The organism is Limosilactobacillus secaliphilus, assembly GCF_001437055.1.
GTDB lineage: Bacteria > Bacillota > Bacilli > Lactobacillales > Lactobacillaceae > Limosilactobacillus > Limosilactobacillus secaliphilus.
In genome coordinates this window covers 265,722-286,054 of the sequence record NZ_JQBW01000004.1, presented here as the reverse complement: position 1 = coordinate 286,054, position 20,333 = coordinate 265,722, and the positions used below count along the sequence as shown (strand labels likewise).

The window sequence follows — 20,333 nt, the reverse complement described above, 5'->3', positions numbered from 1 at the left end:
ACGCGCCGAAAGTAGTTGGGGGATCGCTCCCTGCGAGGATAGGACGTTGCCGCGCTGTTATTGCGAATTAGCTCAGTTGGTAGAGCCCCTGACTGTTAATCAGGTTGTCGTCGGTTCGAGTCCGACATTCGCAGTTACTGGTGGATGTTGATGAAAGTCAGCATCTTTTCTTTTATATGCCAACTTAGCTCAGTCGGTAGAGCATCTCCCTCGTAAAGAGAAGGTCGGAGGTTCGATTCCTCTAGTTGGCATTGTAACTTCGGTTATGATAATCATAAAAAGCGTTCTGTTACCTAAACAGAGCGCTTTTTTGATTCTGGTTTGTTAAAATATCATCAAGAAAAAAGAATGAAAGCAGGGCTTACAAGTAGCCCCAAAAATGAATAGCTTACCAATTTTTTACCGAAAATGCATTCAGACAAAGCGTGATTATCCTACCAAGTAAGTATTACAAGTCTTAAAAGAGGAGTTCTGGCTATGAGAAGGTTACATTACAAGGAATATTATGGAACAGTTAACACTTCCGAAAAAGATAATATTTTGTATGGGCAAGTGATCGGCATTAAAGGCTTGCTATCTTATGAAGGCAGCACAATTAATGAATTAGAGCAAGACTTTCGAGCGGTAGTGGATGGGTATCTTAAAGACTGCAAACAGAAGCATATTAAGCCTCAAGTGTCAGAATAAGGAAGTTAAGCATTCATCTAAAGGTGGCATCCAGATTAACATTCGTGGGGGAATTGCTAAGAAAGTAATAATTAAGTAGTAGCCGGATAAATAAAGTTAATCTTTGAAGATATAAAGAGATATAAAAGAAGCATGAAGATATAAAGCCATATAAAAGAAGCATGAAGATATAAAGCCATATAAAAGAGTAGTGCTAACATTGAAGAATCCTTTCAACCCTAAATTTGGAATCCAACCAACCGTTGTACTGAATCGTGATGAACTAATTAACCAACTAGTAGCAGACATTAAGGAACTGGATACACCATATCGAACAACTTTGATATATGGAACACGTGGAATTGGTAAAACCGTTTTTATGAATGAAGTTGGTCAACGAATCTCTCAAGATCAACAATGGCAAGCACTGCACTTGATCATTGGCGATAATATGGTTGAGCGACTAGTCGACTTGCTTTACCAGAAATTTGCATCATCTATCAGTGACATAAAATTTTTGCCAGTCCGAGCAACAAGTTTGCTTGGACCGGCTTTTTTGGTTATCAGCCGTCATTTTAGAGTTAGTTGTTCGCTAGCGAGGGTATATTGTGATCGTTATGAAAATGAATTATCATATATTACAATTATTCTTATTAATTAGCGGCTGAAAGGGGCAAAACAAAATGCTAAGTATTACGAGATCTTACGGTATGCTGCACATCAGCACGGCCGACAAGTCACAAAGATTAGTCGCCAACATTGCAAAAAGGGCCTTTAATGCTAACGAATTGGATGTTTTTCAATATGATTCTACCGGTGAATCGGATGAAGCCCAAAGCGCCCGGATGGATGGCATTGTTGCCTCTTTGCCTTTTGGTGAGGGGACAACCATTTTTCAGGCGCCAACCTGGAACCCATTGGAATGGGATGAAAAACTGCTCAAGTTGATCCAGGCCTATAACAACAAGGTGATCATTTTTGTCCACGACATTTTGGCTCTGGTCTACGAATCTAACCGCTATCAACTGCCGGCGCAGATCAAGTACTATAACTTGGCGGATGCGATCATTGTGCCCACCCAAGGCATGGCCGATTTCTTACGGGCCAATGGCTTGACCGTGAAACACGTGATCGTCCAGGAAATGTGGGATTGTCTGCATGACATCCCGGCTGACATGCAGAATCGGACGAAGCCGAAGTTCAACCACACGATTAACTTTGCCGGTGATGTTAACCTAGAGAAATTCGCCTTCTATCAGGATCTTGACCTGGATCACTTAAAGATGAAGGCATACTGTGACAACAAAAACAACCTGAACGTTCATAACCTGGAACTCACTGGATATTTGCCGGAAGAAACGATGCTCAATGAATTGCGTCGAACAGGTGGCTTTGGCCTGGTCTGGGGTGACGAGCATTGGCGCCAGTACATGGGCTTGAATTGTTCCTATAAATTAAGCTCATACTTGGCAGCTGGTTTGCCGGTTATTGTGCCGCGGACTTGTGGACAAGCCGATATCGTTGCTAAGAACAATCTGGGAATGGTCGTTGACAGCTTGGATGAGGTCAATGAAAGAGTGCAGGCAGCAACGCCAGAGCAATACGAGCAATGGCTGGCGTCGGTTGAGAGCTTTGCCCAGTTGATTCGCCATGGGATGTTCACCCGCAAAGCCATCACCAAGGCACTGTTTGCGATCTATGATCAACGCAACTAAACAGTCGATGTAATAATGAGAGGCTTAGGAAATGGAAAAAGTTTCAGTAATTATTCCGGTCTATAACGACGAAAAATACTTAGAGCAATGCGTTAAGAGTGCTTTAGACCAGACATACCAAAATTTGGAAGTCATTTTGGTGGATGACGGCTCGACAGATACTACGCCAACACTGTGTGAAAAACTACATGACCAAGATCAGCGTGTCCGGGTGCTCCACAAGGAAAATGGCGGTGTGGGCTCCAGTCGGAATGCTGGTTTGGCGATGGCTACCGGTGATTATGTCCTTTTCATTGACAATGATGATTTGATCGACAAAGACCAGATTGAGATTCTGCATGACCTGTTGAAGAAGACGGACGCCGATATTGCAATCGGTAATTACCGCCTGCTTCTTGACGATTATGAGTGGCGTTCTTATATCGATGTGGAAAACCACTATTATGAGAAGACATATACACCGGCAGAATGGTTCAAGTTCCAATATGATGGTGACAACCGTGGCCCAGTTTTCACGGTGCCGTGGTGCAAGCTGTATAAACGGTCATTGTTTAAAAATATCGTTTATCCAACCAATACCAAGATTGAAGACGATTTGACCACCTGGAAAGTGTACCTGCTAGCCGACAAGATTGCTTATGTTAACAAGAGTCTCTACACGCACCGCCGTCACAAGACCAACGTTTCTTCTACGGTCGATGAGGCAGCCGTATATCCTTTGACGGCAGTTGAAAATCGTTTGGCATTGTTGCAGATGATCGGTTTCGACATCAGTGACGAAGCACGGGCGTTTAAAGAACGGCTGGCCGAAATGCAAGGCCAAGGACTACGTGAAGGCCATGAAGCAGCTATGGGAAGACATGGCCGTTTACCAGCCAGAAACGATTGCCCGGCCAGACTTCTACCTGTGCTTGGGTGCGCGGGTAATGGACTTCTCGTCAACCGACTTCGAGCAGTTGCAAATGCTGACGGACCTGGAAGTACAGACTTTGGAACCAGATGATGACGTGATCATCGTCGCAGCAAACGTGGAGCAGCAATAATATGAAAACCGTGACCCTCTTCAACGAACTGAAAACCTACTCACAGCCGGTGTGGTGTGATTATCTTTTCCAAGGAGAACCCCTGCGCGACAAGATCGATGCGCACCAGCGGACGGAACTCATCAACGGGGCAGTCAAGTGTGGCAATCAGTTTGCGGATGAAATGCGTGCCAAGTACGGAACGGTTGATGCTAGTCAATTGGCCGACAAGTTGTGTAAGGTGACCCACGTGGATGTGCCGCCCATCGTCAACCAGGTCTTGCTGGCTAGCTTGACGGAGCCCAACGATCTGAAGGTGTTCGACCAGCCCATTCAGGAACTGGTCAACCTCGAATTGCCAGGCTTTTCTCGCCACGTGATTCTAAATATGGTGATGGGTCACGAACTATTTCACTTTATCGAGGGCCAGCACCCGGATGCCTTCACGCAGACGGCCCAGATTGACCTGTGGCACATCGGTCACTACCACCATCGTTCATCGGTGACGGTGGTTAGCGAAATCGCCGCAATGGCTTTCTCGTGGCGCCTGAATCGACTTTCGTATTCGCCATTAGTTTTAAACATTCTCTTACTCCAAAAATACGCACCTGACCAAGTTGCTGACAGCGTTAACCTGCTGCGAAAGCTGGCCGGTCGCTCAGCTGACAGCAATCAGTGATCGCGTTGGATAATCAAAAAGGGAGCACAAACCGGGACACAAAATCCGGATTGTGTTCCTTTTTAGTATCCTATCCATTTATCTGACCTTTGTTTGCTAATGGCATAATTAACGATCTTTAGCGAATAAGTGTAAATTTAATGATATCCTAACGCTGGTGAAATCGTTTTCATGTTAAGATAAGGGTGTTCAGAGAACATGGAGGTGGTCGAATAATGGAAATTAAACACGTAGTAATCGCTGGTGCCGGCGTTTTAGGCAGTCAAATTGCCTTTCAAGCTGCTCGTTGCGGCTTCAAAGTTAAGATTTGGAACCGGCACATCGACCGTGCAGAGCGGCGTTTAGCTGCCATCAAGGCACAATTTGAGAAGGATATGAATGCTAACGACGGTGATTATGATGCCGCCATGGATAACATTGTTTCAATTAGCAACGATATGGAAAAAACGGTGGCGGATGCCGATTTAGTCATCGAATCCGTTTCTGAATCCGTTGAAATCAAGAAGGACTTCTACGAAAAGGTTTGCCCGTTATTGCCAGAAAATTGCATTTTGACGAGTAACTCTTCAACCTTTATCCCAAGCGATTTGGTTGGTTTTACTGATCGTCCGGAGCGTTTCGCTCACATGCACTTCTCCAACCACATTTGGAAACACAATGTGGCTGAAATCGTTGGCAACCCAAAGACCGACCCTGAGGTAATTCAAGACTTAGTCGACTTCGCTCGGCAGATTAAGATGGTGCCGGTGGTTCTGAAGAAGGAACAGCACGGCTACATCATGAACGCCCCCTTGGTACCACTATTGAACGCCGCAATGGCACTGTGGGCTAACGGGGTCGCTGATCCACACACGATTGATAAAGACTGGATGATTGCCAATGGCTCACCACTGGGACCATTCATGATTCAAGATATTGTCGGCTTTCGGACTACTTATGCGGTAGTCACCAACCAGTACAAGCAGACTGGTCAAGAAATTTTCAAGAAGATTGCTGACAAACTGAAGCCGATGATTGATGCCGGCCACACCGGTGTTGAATCAGGACAGGGCTTCTATCACTATCCAAACGCTGAATTCAAAGATCCAAATTTCTTTAAGTAATGTCGCTCTCTGAACGTTTAGTTGCTGCAGTTTCGTTTCAATGAAAGGAAGCAATATCATGAAACAATATAAAGTCATCATTTGGGGCCTCGGCAACGTTGGTCGGGCAGCGGTCCGGATGATCGGTGAGCGCAAGTCAGTCAAACTGGTTGCGGCCGTTGATACCGACCCTGCCAAGATTGGCAAGGATGCCGCTGGCTTATTCGGCTTCCCTGACATCGGGGTCAAGGTTACTGATGACATTGACGCAGCACTGAAACTCGATGCGGATGTCGTTTTAGTTTACACGCCACTGCGTCACGATCCAAAGACTGGTGCCTTCACACCATCAGCTGAAGATATGGTCAAGGTTTTGAACGCCAAGAAGAACTGTATCACGACGATTCCGCTTTACTACTCACAAGTTACCACGCCTGACTTATACAAGATGATCAACGATGCCGCTATCAAGAACGGTGTCACCTTCATGCCAAGCGGCCTGCTCCCAGGCTACTACGCATCACACCTGCCGCTTTACCTGTGTAACTTAGTTGACCATGTCGACAAGTTGACTGTTCAGTCTGGTGAAGACGACCAGAACAACACGTCCAGCTGGGTTAAGGTCTTCGGCTACGGCTTAGACCCAGAGAAATTCCCACAGGACAAGCTGAAAGCCGGCATTGCGGCATACTACATTTCCGCTGTTTACGAAATGGGCGAGCGGCTAGGCTTCAAGTTTGATGACGTCAAAGTTAAACACGAAGTCTTCACCGCACCAAAGGACCTGCACCCGAAGGCCATTGGTTTGGTTAAGAAGGGTACAATGATGGGTCACCGCTTCACCATGACCGGTTACGTCAACGGTGAGGAAAAGGTCAGCCTGATCTATGTCCACAAGGTATGCAACGACATCGTTCCTGAACCAGCCATTGACAACCACATTCAGGTAAAGGGCATTCCAACCATTGATGTGGAAGTCAAGAACATGATTCCGCTGGAAGAAAGCTACGTTACGAGTGCAGCGCCAAGTGTTGACGTCATCCCACAATGTGTGGAAGCTAAACCAGGCTACCAGCACGTCTTAGACCAGCCAACCATGATGCCACTGAAGTAATTAATCACCATTAATACCAATTGCTATTTATAAGAGCATGACCAATGTTTGAAAAAACTTTTTGGTCGTGCTCTTTTCTTGTCTACCGCGTAACGACGGGGTTACTTAAAATGATAATTCTTTAATCAAATGAGAAATAATCGGTTTAATTATTAATGAATTAGTAAGATAAAGTTGACGTGAATATACGAATTCAATATAATGATTTGGTGTCACTAATTAAATTAACACTGTTTTTTAATTTTTTCGTAATGAATCAAGAGACATTCTTGAGGGTTGAGGAGGATTTCAATGGATCAGCAAAAGAAGATGGATACGGCCTTTTTCGGTCAGCCACGTGGCTTGTCCACACTGTTCTTCACAGAAATGTGGGAACGGTTTAGCTACTACGGAATGCGTGCCATTCTGCTGTTCTACATGTACTACGCAGTTACTAAAGGCGGTTTGGGGATGAACCAAACCACTGCCGCTTCCATCATGTCCATTTATGGGTCACTGGTTTACCTATCCAGTGTGGTTGGCGGTTGGCTATCAGACCGTGTCTGGGGTGCTCGCCGGACCGTGTTCATCGGTGGGGTACTGATCATGTTTGGTCACATTGCCTTGTCGGTGCCGTTCGGGGTTAGCGCCTTGTACCTTTCCATCGCACTGATCGTTGCCGGGACGGGTCTGCTGAAGCCTAACGTGTCGGACATGGTCGGCAGCCTGTACAGCGAGGGCGATCAACGCCGGGATGCCGGCTTTTCCATGTTCGTCTTCGGGATCAACTTGGGGGCCGCGGTTGCACCATGGGCCGTTCCGTGGGCAGCAAACGGCTTCGGCTTCCACTTGTTCGGCAGCGAGATGAACTTCCACGCCGGGTTCTCGCTGGCGGCCATTGGGATGTTCTTCGGCCTGCTTCAATACTACTTTGACGGTAATAAGTACCTGTCCAAGGACTCCTTGTACGCCACTGACCCGATCGATCATGAACAGTTCAAGCCCTTCATTACTTGGACCGTCGTTGGTGTGATTGCCTTGGCCATTGTGCTGGGCTTCATGGCAGCTTTAGGGGCCTTGAACATCAACAACGTCATCATGCTGATTTCGATCATTGCCATCGTCTTGCCAATTGTCTACTTCGTGATGATGCTGCAAAGCAAGAAGGTCACAAAGATTGAACGTTCCCGGGTGCTGGCCTACATTCCGCTCTTCATTGCGGCGGCCATCTTCTGGGGGATTGAAGAGTCCGGTTCCGTTGTCTTGGCCCTGTTTGCCCAAGAACGGACTATCTTGCACATCGGTAGCTGGCACTTTGCGGCCGCTAACTTCCAAACTTTGAACCCGCTCTTCATCATGATCCTGACCCCGTTCTTCGTCTGGTTGTGGAGTAAGTGGAAGAATCAGCCGAGCGCTCCCGGCAAGTTTGCCATCGGTCTGATTGTCGCTGGTATCTCTTACCTCTGGATGGCGCTGCCAGGAATCATCCATGGCACCACTGCCGGCCGGGTCAGTCCGTTCTGGCTGGTTGGCTCATGGTTCATCGTTGAAATTGGTGAAATGCTGATTTCGCCGATTGGTTTGTCCGTGACCACCAAGCTGGCACCGCGGGCCTTCCAGTCACAGATGATGAGCATGTGGTTCTTGGCCGACGCGGCAGGCCAGGCCATCAACGCGCAGATTGTTAAATACTATTCATCTGCGACCGAAATTCCGTACTTCTTGACCATCGGTGCAGTGAGTGTGATCTTCGGCATCATCCTGTGTTTCTTTGTCAAAAAGATTCATAGTTTGATGGAAGGTGTCGAGTAGTTTCACCACAAAAAAGTTCGGAAAAAAGTGTTGCAATTATGAATTAACTTGTGTATTATAATATCCGTTAGTTATGGCTAACGGACATCATGGAGGAGTAGCGAAGTCTGGCTAAACGCGATGGACCGTAAATCCATTCCTTCGGGTTCGGCGGTTCGAATCCGTCCTCCTCCATATTATTGGGCTATAGCCAAGCGGTAAGGCAACGGTTTTTGGTACCGTCATGCGCTGGTTCGAATCCAGCTAGCCCAACTGACAAAGTCGTCACCTGGTGGCGGCTTTTTTTATACCATTTTTCAAGAAGAAGGGAGCCCATTATGCCCAAACAAGGTCAATTTGCAAAGAGTCAGCGTCCAGCCCACGTCAAGAATCTGCGTCAACGTGGTCAGCGGACTGCCAGCCGGGTGATTCTGGACAAGGATTTTAGTGATTTCGTATTGACGCGGTTTGCGTTGACCAGTAAGCAGCGGCTGCCCAAATTAACGGCCGAAACCTGCCAGCGCTTTTTGCAGGAGCTTTTACCGCGGCTGCAAGACGATCAGGGCAACCTGTTGACAGCGACTACGGCCACCCTGAACTATTGCCTGGGCCAGGTGCCATGGCAGTTTTTTGAGCAGGTAAGTGACAACTGGCCGCTGTTGAGTCATTTCTGCCAGCGAGAGATTCCCGCTGTACCCTTGAAGCAGCGCTTATTGATTAAGGAACAGGTCAGCCAGAAGCAGCTGGACCAGTTGCTGGGGCAGTTGTTAAGCCGGCAAGCCGCGGCGATTACGCTGGTCAATGCCCATAATCACGCACTGCAAGATATGATGACCCAAAAAATCCAGCAATCGATAATGAAAGCTGCCGCAATTGACTGGGCACAAGTCCGCAAACTTTTACAGCCATTCAATCAAACGCTGGATACGGCAAAGGACGCTGGCACCCAGGCCTGGCTCAATGAATTGGGTGCTTTGTAAAACATTGGCGACTGGGCTAACAAAAAGTTCGCGCTTTGCTTTATAATTAGAAGTGGAAAATGAGATATTAACTTTGTCATAGAGAGGTAGATTTTACATGACTGAACAACTCGATAAGATTTGTGCCCAAGTTAAAACGGGCCTGACCGAATGCTTAGACCAGGGCCACTTCAAGAAGGGCGACCTGTTTGTTGTCGGCTTGAGTACCAGTGAAGTAACGGGCCATGAAATTGGCAAGGATCCGAGTATCGAAGTGGGCCGGGCCATCATCAAGACCATCATTTCGGTTCTGCGGCCATTAGGCATCCACTTGGCAGTGCAGGGCTGCCAGCACCTGAACCGGGCTTTGGTTGTTGAACGGGCGGTTGCCGAAAAGATGGGCCTGGAAGAAGTGACGGTCTTCCCACAGATCCACGCTGGCGGTTCCGGTCAGATTGCGGCCTTTGAAAACTTTGAAGATCCAATCGAAGTTGAACACGTGCAGGCCAAGGGTGGCATGGACATTGGTGACACCTCAATTGGGATGCAGGTCAAGTTCGTCCAGCTGCCAATTCGGACCTCTGTTTCGGAAATTGGCCACGCCCACACGACCTACCTGAGTTCACGGCCGAAGTTGATCGGTGGTGCACGGGCTAAGTACACCTGGGACCCATTCAACGAAAAGCATTAATCATTAAGTCAATTAAGTCATTTAGATGAGACGACAACTAAGGGTCTTTGGTTGTCGTCTTTTTTGAATAATGATGTGGTAATGGTTTAGACCACTCGTAAATAGTGGTACACTAAGAAACAAATTTGCATGGGAGGTTTAGCGATGAGTTCACCAGTATACATTCAGATTCACAATCAGTTGCAAGCAAACATTGAACAAGGAAAGTGGCAGGTCGGCGAAAAGATCCCGGCTGAACGGGCGTTGGCTGGTGAATTTGGTGTCAGTCGGATGACCCTGCGTGAGGCCATTCAGACCCTGGTTGACGAAGGGGTGCTGGAACGGCGGGTCGGCTCTGGAACCTTTGTGGCCAACCGAAAAGTGCAGGAAAGAATGTCTGGGGTGACCAGCTTTACCGACCTGATGAAGGCGCAAGGCAAGGTGCCATCCAGCAAGACGATTTCCTACCACCTGACTGTGCCGTCCAAGACCGAGGCCAAGCGGCTGAAGTTGAAGGCGGGTGAACGCGTGCTGCGGATGGAACGGGTGCGTTATGGCTCCAAAGTCCCGATTTGCTATGAAGTGGCCACGGTACCGGCCGATCTGGTAGCCAACTTCAGCAAGCAGGAAGTGACGTCTTCCTTCTACAAGACCTTGGAAGACAAGGCGGGCCTGCATCCGGGTCACGCCACACAGGCGGTCTCGGCCACCAATGCCACCGAAAAAATCGCTAACTACCTGGCAATTCGCCGGGGCGATGCATTGTTGAGAATGACACAGATCTCGTACCTCCAAGACGGCCGGCCGTTTGAATACGTACACACCCAATACGTCGGCAGTCGGTTTGAATTTGTTCTGGAAAAGTAAGGCAGCAAGGGGAAGAAAAATGAAGTATTTATATCCTGACGATAGTATGGCTCTGCAAACGGACGCTTATGAGTTATCAATGATGCAGACTTATTGGCGCCAAGGCATCGGCAACCGCCACGCCGTTTTTGAAGTCTTCTTTCGGAAGATGCCGTTTGAAAATGGTTACGCGGTCTTTGCCGGCCTGAACCACATCATTCGTTACCTAAAGGACCTGCATTTCAGTGCGACCGACATTGAATACCTGCACAGCACCGGCTTTTTTGATGACGAGTTCATCGACTACCTGGCTAACTTCAAGTTCCACGGAACGGTCCGCAGCATGGTCGAGGGTGAACTGGTTTTCAACCACGAACCCATTGTGCAGGTCGAAGGAACTCTGTTGGAAACCCAGCTGGTGGAAACGGCACTGTTGAACATCCTGAATTATCAGATTGTGGTGGCAACCAAGGCGGCCCGGATCAAGAACATTGTCGGCAACCAGCCAGTGATGGAATTCGGTACGCGGCGGGCCCAGGAATTCGATGCCGCACTCTGGGGCACGCGGGCTGCCTACATCGGCGGCTTTGATTCCACCAGCAACGTGCGGGCAGGCAAGCTGTTCGGCATTCCGATCGCCGGGACCCACGCCCACGCTTTGGTTCAGACCTACATGAATGATTACGATGCCTTCAAGGCTTACGCACAGACCCACCATGACTGCACCTTCCTGGTTGACACCTTCGACACGCTGAAAAGTGGGGTGCCGAGCGCCATCCGCGTGGCCAACGAGATGGGCGACAAGATCAACTTCAAGGCGGTCCGGATCGACTCCGGCGACATGGCCTACCTGTCCAAGAAGGTCCGCGAGATGCTGGATGATGCCGGTTACCCGAACGTCAAGATTGTTGCTTCTAACGACCTGGACGAAAAGACCATCCTGAACCTGAAGACGCAGGGTGCCAAAATCGATGCCTGGGGTGTCGGAACCAAGTTGATTACGGCAATGGACCAGCCAACCCTGGGGGCGGTCTACAAGATGGTCTCCGTGGAAAACGCAGCGGGCCAGATGGTGGACACGATGAAGCTGTCCAATAACGTTGCCAAGATGTCCACGCCAGGCAAACACCAAGTTTGGCGGATCAATGACAAGAAGGATGGCAAAAACGAGGGTGACCTGGTGACCCTGGTCGGCGAAGACCCGCGGAAACTGGATTCGCTCTACATGTTCGACCCGAACTACACCTTCTTGAACAAGACAGTGACCGACTTCAATGCGCGGCCGCTGCTGCAGGACATCTTCGTGGACGGCAAACAGGTCTACAAGGAACCAACCTTGAAGGAGATCCATGACGCGCGGCAAAGTCACATGGACCGCTTGTGGGACGAATATCGGCGGGACCTGAACCCTGAAGTCTACCCCGTCGACTTGTCGCAGAAGTGCTACGACAACAAGATGAAGATGATCAAGCAGATTCACGAATACGTACGGAAATTGCATTAGGAGATAAACATGCGGAAATTACAAGCAGTTATTATCAAGTCTTTGCAGGTGCAGCCTCAGATTGACCCTGAACACGAGGTGCACCGGCGAGTTAAATTCTTGCAGGATTATTTGCGCAAAACGGGCATGAAGACCCTGACGCTGGGCATTTCTGGCGGACAGGACTCCTCTTTGGCTGGGCGCTTGTCCCAGTTGGCCGTAGAAGGTTTACGCAAGAAGACGGGTGATGACGGCTACCAGTTTTATGCCGTCCGCCTGCCTTATGGTCAACAGGCTGATGAAGCGGATGCGATGAGCGCCATCAATGACTTCATCCATCCCGACAACGTGGTCCGCGTCAACATTCAGCCGGCCACGGACGCCATGGTAAAGGAATTGACGACGGCCGGGGTCGACATTACCGACTTCAATAAGGGCAATATTAAGGCCCGGGAACGGATGATCGTCCAATACGCGATTGCCACCGCCCATCGTGGTGCGGTCGTGGGGACCGATCACGCGGCGGAAGCAGTCACCGGTTTCTACACTAAGTTTGGTGACGGCGGGGCCGATATCACGCCGTTGTCACAGCTGGACAAGCGGCAGGGACGGCAGCTGATGGAGTACCTGCATGCGCCGGCCCACCTCTACGAAAAGACGCCGACTGCTGACCTGGAGGAAGACCGGCCAGCATTGCCAGATGAGGCAGCCTTGGGCGTTAGTTATCATGACATTGACGACTACCTGGAAGGCAAAGAGGTTTCAGATGACGCGTCCCAGACGATTGAAAATTGGTTCATCAAGACCCGGCACAAGCGCCACTTGCCAGTGAGCCCGGTCGACACCTGGTGGAAGGAGTCCCTGTAATGGAAGCAACGGTAATCCAAGCGGTTGAGCGGAAACTGCCTAATCTGCACGGTAAACAAGTCGCTGCTGCCTTGAAATTAATGGACGAGGGGAACACGATCCCGTTTATCGCCCGTTACCGTAAAGAAATGACGGGCGCATTGGATGAAGTGCAGCTGCAAACCATCCAGGAAGCCTACCACAAGGAAGAGGAGTTAAGCGAGCGGAAGTCGGCGGTCATCAAGTTGATTGACGAGCAGGGCAAGCTGAACGACGCGCTCAAAGCGGCCATCCTCAAGGCACCGGAATTGAGTGCGGTGGAAGACCTCTACCTGCCTTACAAGAAGAAGCGGCGCACCAAGGCTCAACAGGCACGCGAACATGGTCTGACCCCGTTGGCTAACTGGCTGTTGACCTACCCGAGCACCAACTTGACTCAAAAGGCGATCCAATACGTCAACAACGACGTACCCGACGCCCAAGCGGCTCTAGATGGTGCCCATGAGATTTTGGCCGAGGCCATCAGTGAAATGAGTACCGTCCGTGGCTGGCTGCGCAACTACACGATCCACCATGGATGGGTCGAGAGCAAGGTCACCAGCAAGGGCAAGGAGCTCGACGAACAGGGCGTCTACCAGCAGTACTACGACTTTCAAGCCGACGTTTCTGACATGACCTCTTATCGAACTCTGGCGATCAACCGGGGCGAAAAGGAGAAGGTCCTGCGCGTGCACGTTAAAAACGACGAGGAGACGGTGATGAACTACCTGCGTTTCCGTCTCTTGCGTTCGCATGCGGAAAATGATGCCACCAAGTTTGTGATGGATGCGGCGGCGGATGCCTACAAGCGCTTCCTGCAGCCGGCAATTGAACGCGAAGTGCGGCAGCTGTTGACGGATAACGCGGATGAGCAGGCAATCAAGGTCTTCGGTGAAAACCTGTACAACCTGTTGATGCAGGCGCCATTGAAGGGCCGGACTGTGCTGGGCTTTGACCCGGCTTACCGGACGGGCTGCAAGCTGGCGGTGATCGATCCGTCAGGCAAGCTCTTGACCACAGCCGTTATTTACCCGCACAAGCCGGCTCCGGAAAAGCAACGTGCCGCTGCGGAACCAGCCTTTCTGGACCTGATTGAGAAATACCATGTCGAGATGATCGCGATTGGTAACGGGACGGCCAGCCGTGAGTCCGAACAGTTTGTCGCCAATGCCTTACACAAGCTGAAGCGGCAAGTGTACTACGTGATCGTCAACGAATCCGGTGCGTCGGTTTACTCGGCCAGTCAGACGGCTCGTGATGAGTTCCCAGAGCTGCCGGTGGAAAAGCGGTCGGCCATCAGTATCGGTCGGCGTCTGCAGGATCCGTTGGCAGAGCTGGTCAAGATCGATCCGCAAGCAATTGGGGTCGGTCAGTACCAGCACGACCTGCCGAAGGGTGAGCTGAAGGACGAACTCGGTGCCGTTGTTGAGCGGGCCGTGAACCGGGTCGGGGTCAACCTGAATACGGCCAGTGTGCAGCTGTTGACGCACATCTCCGGCTTGTCAGCGGCCACTGCCAAGAACATTGTGGCCTACCGTAACGAGCACGGACCCTATACCGACCGTTCACAACTGCTGGACGTCAAGCGCCTGGGACCGAAAGCCTATCAGCAGGCGGTCGGTTTCTTAAGGATCATCGGCGGGCAGAACCCGTTGGATAATACGGACATTCACCCCGAAAGCTATGGCTTGGCCAAGGATATCCTGGTCAAGGCGGATGTCAGTGCGGATGAATTAGGAAGCGAGCAGGCCAAAGAAAAGCTCTCCCAGCTGAATCCGCAAGACCTGGTAACGAGTGAGTTTGGCGAAGAAACCGTCAAAGACATCATTGCCAACCTGCAGAAGCCAGGCCGCGACCTGCGTGACCAGATGCCGGCACCGTTATTGCGCACGGATGTCGTTACCATCGATGACTTGAAGCCCGGAATGAAGCTGCAGGGAACGGTGCGCAACGTGGTCGACTTTGGGGCATTTGTGGACATCGGCGTCAAGCACGACGGCCTGGTCCATGTTTCCCATCTGACCAAGAAGTTCATCAAGGATCCACGGCAGGTGGTTGCGGTGGGCGACATCGTGACCGTGTGGGTGCTGGATGTTGATCATGACCGGCAGCGGATCCAGCTCACAATGGTGGATCCTGACCATAATGACTGATCAAGAACTCCAGCTGTTAACCGAAAAGTGGTCATTGCAGTACTTTGGCCGGCCCTTCCTGCACAAGATTTTTTTCAATCGTCGCCTGCGGACTACCGGTGGCCGCTATCATTTGTCCGACCACCATATCGACATCAATCCACTGATGCTCTCGGAATACGACCTGGCGACCTTAAGGGGAGTCGTGCTCCACGAACTGTGTCACTACCACTTGCACCTGTTGGGTCGTGGTTACCAGCACCGGGACCGGGATTTTCGGCAGCTGCTAGACCAGGTCGGTGGCTCCCGTTTTGCCCCGCCGACTAGCAAACTTCGCGGCAGCAGGCACCGCTACCTCTATCAGTGTCAACGCTGTGGGGCCGCAATCTGGCGCCGGCGCCGTTTCAACGTGGCCCGTTACCGTTGTGCCAAATGCGGAGGACCCATTAAGCTGGTTAAAGCATTCCAGGCATAAATAATTCTTGCTAAGGCTAGACATTTTTGATATGATGTTATTTGTTGATGCGGCCATGGCGGAATTGGCAGACGCGCAAGATTAAGGATCTTGTGGTCGTTGAGACCGTGGAGGTTCGAATCCTCTTGGCCGCATAGCAAAGTAAAGCGATCAGGTTTATCCTGGTCGCTTTTTTCTTTGGTCATTTTTGAGAAATTGTCCTATTTTCGCCTAGTTTTCGTAAACTAATAGACGGTTTTGGTGAAAGCGCTATAATGTAAGTAATTTGAAGCGAAGGGGTAATGATGAATGAAGGCTCAATTGGCATGGCTAGACGATCCGGAAACCTTCCGGGTCAATCAATTACCAGCACACAGCGATCATCACTGGTACCGGAATGAACAGGAGATGCGAAGCGGCCAGAGCAGTTTCTACCAGTCACTGGATGGTGAATGGCAGTTTAAATATGTTAGTGACCCGACTAAGCTCCCCGATCATTTTTACCGACCGGAGAGCGACCACAGTGACTACGGGTCCATCAAGGTACCCAGCATGATTGAACTGCATAATGATGCGCAGATTCAATACATCAACACCCTCTATCCCTGGGAGGGTCACCAATACCGTCGCCCAGCCGGCACCTATGACGATCAAGAACAGGCCGGCAGTTTCTCGCAGGCGGCAGATAACTCGGTTGGTTTGTACTGCCGGCATTTCGATTTGGCGGCCGGTTTAGTCGATCACCGCGTCCGCATTCAGTTTGCCGGGGTGGAACGCGCCTTCTATCTTTGGCTGAACGGCGAGTTTGTTGGTTACGCAGAGGACAGCTTTACCCCCAGCGAGTTCGACCTGACACCTTACTTGCATGAGAAGGACAACTTCATCGCCGTGGCTGTCTTCAAGCATTCGACCGCGTCTTACTTGGAAGACCAGGATATGTTCCGCTTTTCGGGGATCTTTCGTTCGGTAACTTTGATGGCCCAGCCAGCCGTGCATGTAGAAGACTTGACCATCAAGCCGCAGTTGGCAAGCGACAACCACACCGGTATCTTCAATTTGAACGTCAACTTGGTGGGGGATGCCTTCAGTGAGGCCACCATTACGGTCAACGATGCGGCTGGCAAGCAATTGCTGCAGAAGACGCACCCCAGCACCGAAGAGGTCAAGGTCGTGGACGAACGCTTAGACCAGGTTCACCCGTGGTCGAACGACGATCCCTACCTTTACCAGCTACTAATCACCCTGCGTGACGATGAGGGTCGCGTGGTGGAAGTGGTGCCATATTCCTTTGGTTTCCGGCGGGTGGCCATCTCCAAGGACCACGTTTTGCAGTTGAACGGCCAACGTCTGATCATTAAGGGCGTTAACCGTCACGAATGGGATTGCCGGACCGGTCGTTGTATCAGCCAGGCCGACATGGATTTTGACATTCAAACCTTCAAAAAGAACCACATCAACGCAGTGCGCACCTGTCACTATGCTGACCGCCTGGATTGGTATTCACGCTGTGATCGGGCAGGGATCTACGTGATGGCTGAGAACAATCTGGAAAGCCACGGCAGCTGGCAGAAGATGGGCCGAGTGGAGCCATCGTATAATGTGCCGGGTTCGCTGACACAGTGGAAGGCGGCTGTGGTTGACCGCGCCCGGACCAACTATGAGACGTTGAAGAACCATACCAGCATCCTCTTCTGGTCGTTGGGCAACGAGTCCTACGCCGGCGACGACCTGGTGGCAATGCAGGAGTTCTACCAGAAGAAGGATCCTGACCGGCTGGTGCACTACGAAGGTGTATGTCAGCGGCCGTCCTACCGGGATCGCTTGTCGGACTTCGAGAGCCGCATGTACCTGCCACCCAAGAACGTGGAGAAGTACCTGCAAAATCATCTGGACAAACCGTTTATCGAGTGTGAGTACATGCATTCGATGGGCAACTCGGTCGGCGGAATGGGTGACTACATCGCCTTAGTGCAGAAGTACCCGCAAGATTGCGGCGGCTTCATTTGGGACTACATTGACCAGGCTCTGTTGGTTCACGACCCCGTGACCGGCAAGGATGTCTTGCGTTATGGCGGCGACTTTGACGACCGGCACACGGATGGGGCCTTTTGTGGCGATGGGCTCATGTTTGCCAACCGGACTGAGAAGCCAGCGATGCAGGAGGTGCGTTACTACTATGGACAAGAATAAGACGATGCGGATCATTTATGGGGATGGCACTCTGGGCCTGACCGGCAGCCGTTTTCATTACCAGTTCAGCTACGAATCGGGCAGCCTAGAATCCATGAAGATCGACGGCAAGGAGTGGCTGTACCGACCAATTTATCCAACCTACTGGCGGGCAACCACGGATAATGACCGGGGCAACGGCTTCTCTTACCGGAGCGCACAGTGGCTGGGAGCCGACATGTTTCCGCGCTGCATTGATATCGATCTGGAAGTCGACGGCACACATGTTGACCAACTGCCGACAGCACCGTATAACAACCATTTCAGCAACCATGAACAAGTGAGTGAAGTCGGCATGACCTTTTCCTACCAGACGGCCACCACGCCAGCTGCCCAGACGATTGTGAAGTACACGGTCACGGCCGATGGGCAGATCAAGGTCCAGGCCTATTTCGGTGGGCGCAAAGGCCTGCCGGAGCTGCCCCTGTTCGGTTTGCGGATGATCATGCCGACAGCGGCCGACAAGTTTGCCTATGATGGTCTGTCTGGCGAAACCTATCCGGACCGGATGGCGGGCGGCGTTCCCGGCCATTATGAAGTCGAAGGGATGCCGCTGACCCCTTACCTGGTACCGCAGGAGATGGGTATGCACATGCAGACGACGAACTTGACTATCAGCCGTCACCACACTCTGAACAATGCGGACCACGCGTCCACGCCGTTCTGCCTGCAGGTAACGGAGGACAGCCAGCCGTTCAACTTCAGCTTGTTGCCATACACCAGCGAAGAACTGGAGAATGCCACCCACATTGAGGAACTGCCGCCATTGCGCCGGTCCGTCCTGGTTATTGCGGGCGCAGTCCGGGGCGTCGGCGGAATTGATAGCTGGGGCAGTGACGTTGACCCGGCCTTCCATGTCAGTGCTGAAGACGACCACCAATTCAGCTTCATCATCCAACCGGCCCCTGTTGATTAAGAGAGTGGCTTAAATTGGTTGCCCAATCTGGTAAGACATTGAGATAAGCAAGCCGATCATGCTCAAGTAATCACCAAAAGGGTGTAAAATAGTAAGCGTGTAAGTAAACTTGGGGGTGGCAGAATTATGGCAACTCTGGTAATGGTTCGTCATGGACAGAGTCAGGCCAATTTAGACAATGTTTTTACCGGCTGGAGTGATTCACCGTTGACTGCAAAGGGGATCGCCCAGGGCCGGCAGGTTGGCGCAGAACTGAAGGCCAAAGGTTACGTTTTTACCGACGTGTACACGTCCTACATGAAGCGGTCGATCATTACGGCCAATATCATTTTGGATGAGATCGACCAGCTTTACATTCCGATGCACAAGACTTGGCGTTTGAACGAACGTCACTATGGTGCATTGAGTGGCTTGAACAAGGCCGCAGTAGGCAAGAAGGTCGGCCTTGAAACTTTGCACCGCTGGCGGCGTGGTTATACCGAAGTGCCGCCACGGCTTAAAAAACGGCAGCACGAACGGCGCTATGACCGCTTGGGCGTTAAGGAGCCGTTGAGCGAAAGCCTGCAGATGACGTTGCAACGCATTCTGCCTTATTGGCAAGATCACATTGCTCCACGCCTGTTGGATAACCATAACCAGCTGATTGTGGCCCACGGTAGTACATTACGAGCGCTGGTTAAGTACATCGAACAGGTGCCGGATGACAAGATTGATCAGGTCGAAGTACCCAATGGGCAGCCAATCGTCTATCACTTTGACGACCGGCTGAACTTGATTGACAAGCAGATTATCAGGGATGGTGAAGTAAATGGCAATTCATGAAGTCGAAAACAACCCGACAATGGCGGGGCAGGTGCGGCTGATTGAGAATATCGTCTACGCCGCAGAGGATGGCGAAGCACTCAAGATGGACGTTTTGGCGCCATGGACGCAGCGCAGCGGTTATTTGAAATCGGCACCCAAGCCGAAGCCACGACCGCTGATTGTGTTCGTCCAGGGATCTTCCTGGCGGCGGCCGACGATGGGCGAAGAGATCCCGCAGCTGGTGCAATTCGTCCACTACGGCTATGTGGTGGCAACGATTCAACACCGCAGCTCGCTGGATGGCCATCCCTTCCCCGCTTTTTTGAAGGATGTCAAGACTGCTATTCGCTACCTGCGCAAGCATGCCAGTGAGTACTGTATTGATCCCAAGCGTGTAGTTGTTTGGGGAACATCATCTGGTGCCAACGCGGCCCTCTTGACGGGACTGACCATCGACGATCCGCGTTACGAAAGCGACAGTTACACCAATCAGTCCGACCAGGTCAGTGCGGTCGTCAGTTGCTTTGCACCGACTGACGTCACGGAAACCTTCAAGCAGGCAGACAAAGTTCCGGGTGCAGACCTATTGCAAATCTGCCTGTTTGGGACTGACCCCAAGCAGTGGCAGGCAAAGAAAAAGGAGATGAGCCCGCTGACCCACGTCAAAGAGGGGCAGCAGTATCCACCATTCCTGTTGATGCATGGTGATCAAGACCAGGTCGTAGCCTACGATCAGATGGTCAAGATGTACGATCGTCTGCAGGAAGTTGGTGCCAGCGTCGAGGCATACCGCGTGAAGGGTGCCAACCACGAGCGCGATTTTTGGAGCCCGCAGATTTATTCGATTGTGCGGCAGTTTTTGGATGGCATCGTCAAGCAAGGCGATGGCAATGATAAGGAGGACTAA

General features: G+C 51.1%; 18 protein-coding genes, 5 tRNA genes and 2 pseudogenes. All 25 read left to right on the top strand.

Annotated features, from left to right (window positions below):
* Positions 1 to 61: 61 nt before the first annotated feature.
* The 25 genes and pseudogenes from IV45_RS01395 (at position 62) to IV45_RS01280 (ending at position 20,333) form a co-directional block, all read left to right on the top strand.
* Positions 62 to 134: transfer RNA gene (locus IV45_RS01395), tRNA-Asn, on the top strand.
* A gap of 44 nt (positions 135 to 178) precedes the next feature.
* Positions 179 to 251: transfer RNA gene (locus tag IV45_RS01390), tRNA-Thr, on the top strand.
* 226 nt (positions 252 to 477) lie between these two features.
* Positions 478 to 687 (top strand): hypothetical protein, encoded by a 210-nt coding sequence (locus IV45_RS01385; protein WP_057739910.1) that lies wholly within the window; start codon positions 478 to 480, stop codon positions 685 to 687.
* Between the two features lie 199 nt (positions 688 to 886).
* A complete protein-coding gene (locus IV45_RS01380) occupies positions 887 to 1,327 on the top strand; it encodes a DnaA ATPase domain-containing protein (RefSeq protein ID WP_057739908.1) in 441 nt (146 codons plus the stop codon).
* A 22-nt stretch (positions 1,328 to 1,349) separates the two neighbouring features.
* Positions 1,350 to 2,381, top strand: a complete 1,032-nt coding sequence (locus IV45_RS01375; protein ID WP_157051183.1) for a glycosyltransferase — start codon at positions 1,350 to 1,352, stop codon at positions 2,379 to 2,381.
* A gap of 31 nt (positions 2,382 to 2,412) precedes the next feature.
* Positions 2,413 to 3,042, top strand: a pseudogene (locus IV45_RS08065) (glycosyltransferase family 2 protein); the annotation flags it as partial.
* Between the two features lie 181 nt (positions 3,043 to 3,223).
* Positions 3,224 to 3,424, top strand: a pseudogene (locus tag IV45_RS08060) (methylhydantoinase); the annotation flags it as partial.
* 1 nt (position 3,425) lies between these two features.
* Positions 3,426 to 4,082 carry a hypothetical protein gene (locus IV45_RS01365; protein WP_057739902.1) on the top strand — a complete coding sequence of 219 codons (657 nt, stop codon included), beginning with the start codon at positions 3,426 to 3,428 and terminating at the stop codon, positions 4,080 to 4,082.
* Between the two features lie 215 nt (positions 4,083 to 4,297).
* Positions 4,298 to 5,185, top strand: a complete 888-nt coding sequence (locus tag IV45_RS01360) for a 3-hydroxyacyl-CoA dehydrogenase (protein WP_057739899.1) — start codon at positions 4,298 to 4,300, stop codon at positions 5,183 to 5,185.
* 58 nt (positions 5,186 to 5,243) lie between these two features.
* Entirely contained in the window at positions 5,244 to 6,278 is a 1,035-nt protein-coding gene (locus IV45_RS01355) for a hypothetical protein (RefSeq protein ID WP_057739897.1), read from the top strand.
* 291 nt (positions 6,279 to 6,569) lie between these two features.
* Positions 6,570 to 8,069: a peptide MFS transporter gene (locus tag IV45_RS01350; RefSeq protein WP_057739895.1), complete on the top strand. Its 1,500-nt coding sequence runs from the start codon at positions 6,570 to 6,572 to the stop codon at positions 8,067 to 8,069.
* A gap of 91 nt (positions 8,070 to 8,160) precedes the next feature.
* Positions 8,161 to 8,243: transfer RNA gene (locus tag IV45_RS01345), tRNA-Tyr, on the top strand.
* A 6-nt stretch (positions 8,244 to 8,249) separates the two neighbouring features.
* Positions 8,250 to 8,321 (top strand) — tRNA-Gln (locus tag IV45_RS01340).
* 65 nt (positions 8,322 to 8,386) lie between these two features.
* Positions 8,387 to 9,028, top strand: coding sequence for a hypothetical protein (locus IV45_RS01335; RefSeq protein WP_057739893.1), 642 nt, complete (start codon positions 8,387 to 8,389; stop codon positions 9,026 to 9,028).
* Between the two features lie 97 nt (positions 9,029 to 9,125).
* Entirely contained in the window at positions 9,126 to 9,698 is a 573-nt protein-coding gene (locus IV45_RS01330) for a TIGR01440 family protein (protein ID WP_057739892.1), read from the top strand.
* A gap of 144 nt (positions 9,699 to 9,842) precedes the next feature.
* On the top strand, positions 9,843 to 10,544 hold the full coding sequence (locus tag IV45_RS01325; protein WP_057739890.1) for a GntR family transcriptional regulator: 702 nt from the start codon (positions 9,843 to 9,845) through the stop codon (positions 10,542 to 10,544).
* A 19-nt stretch (positions 10,545 to 10,563) separates the two neighbouring features.
* Positions 10,564 to 12,027 (top strand): nicotinate phosphoribosyltransferase, encoded by a 1,464-nt coding sequence (locus tag IV45_RS01320; RefSeq protein ID WP_057739888.1) that lies wholly within the window; start codon positions 10,564 to 10,566, stop codon positions 12,025 to 12,027.
* 9 nt (positions 12,028 to 12,036) lie between these two features.
* Positions 12,037 to 12,873: an ammonia-dependent NAD(+) synthetase gene (gene nadE, locus IV45_RS01315; protein ID WP_057739887.1), complete on the top strand. Its 837-nt coding sequence runs from the start codon at positions 12,037 to 12,039 to the stop codon at positions 12,871 to 12,873.
* Positions 12,873 to 15,044, top strand: coding sequence for a Tex family protein (locus IV45_RS01310; protein WP_057739885.1), 2,172 nt, complete (start codon positions 12,873 to 12,875; stop codon positions 15,042 to 15,044). Before nadE ends, IV45_RS01310 begins: the two co-directional genes overlap by 1 nt.
* Positions 15,037 to 15,498: a SprT family protein gene (locus tag IV45_RS01305; RefSeq protein WP_057739883.1), complete on the top strand. Its 462-nt coding sequence runs from the start codon at positions 15,037 to 15,039 to the stop codon at positions 15,496 to 15,498. The genes IV45_RS01310 and IV45_RS01305 overlap by 8 nt, the downstream gene beginning before the upstream one ends.
* A 49-nt stretch (positions 15,499 to 15,547) precedes the next feature.
* Positions 15,548 to 15,632: transfer RNA gene (locus tag IV45_RS01300), tRNA-Leu, on the top strand.
* Between the two features lie 154 nt (positions 15,633 to 15,786).
* The gene (locus IV45_RS01295; RefSeq protein ID WP_057739881.1) at positions 15,787 to 17,667 is read left to right on the top strand and encodes a glycoside hydrolase family 2 TIM barrel-domain containing protein; all 1,881 of its coding nucleotides are present in this window, start codon (positions 15,787 to 15,789) and stop codon (positions 17,665 to 17,667) included.
* A complete protein-coding gene (locus IV45_RS01290) occupies positions 17,654 to 18,622 on the top strand; it encodes a beta-galactosidase small subunit (RefSeq protein ID WP_057739879.1) in 969 nt (322 codons plus the stop codon). The genes IV45_RS01295 and IV45_RS01290 overlap by 14 nt, the downstream gene beginning before the upstream one ends.
* Positions 18,623 to 18,748: 126 nt before the next feature.
* A complete protein-coding gene (locus IV45_RS01285) occupies positions 18,749 to 19,444 on the top strand; it encodes a 2,3-bisphosphoglycerate-dependent phosphoglycerate mutase (protein WP_057739877.1) in 696 nt (231 codons plus the stop codon).
* On the top strand, positions 19,431 to 20,333 hold the full coding sequence (locus tag IV45_RS01280) for an alpha/beta hydrolase (protein ID WP_057739874.1): 903 nt from the start codon (positions 19,431 to 19,433) through the stop codon (positions 20,331 to 20,333). The genes IV45_RS01285 and IV45_RS01280 overlap by 14 nt, the downstream gene beginning before the upstream one ends.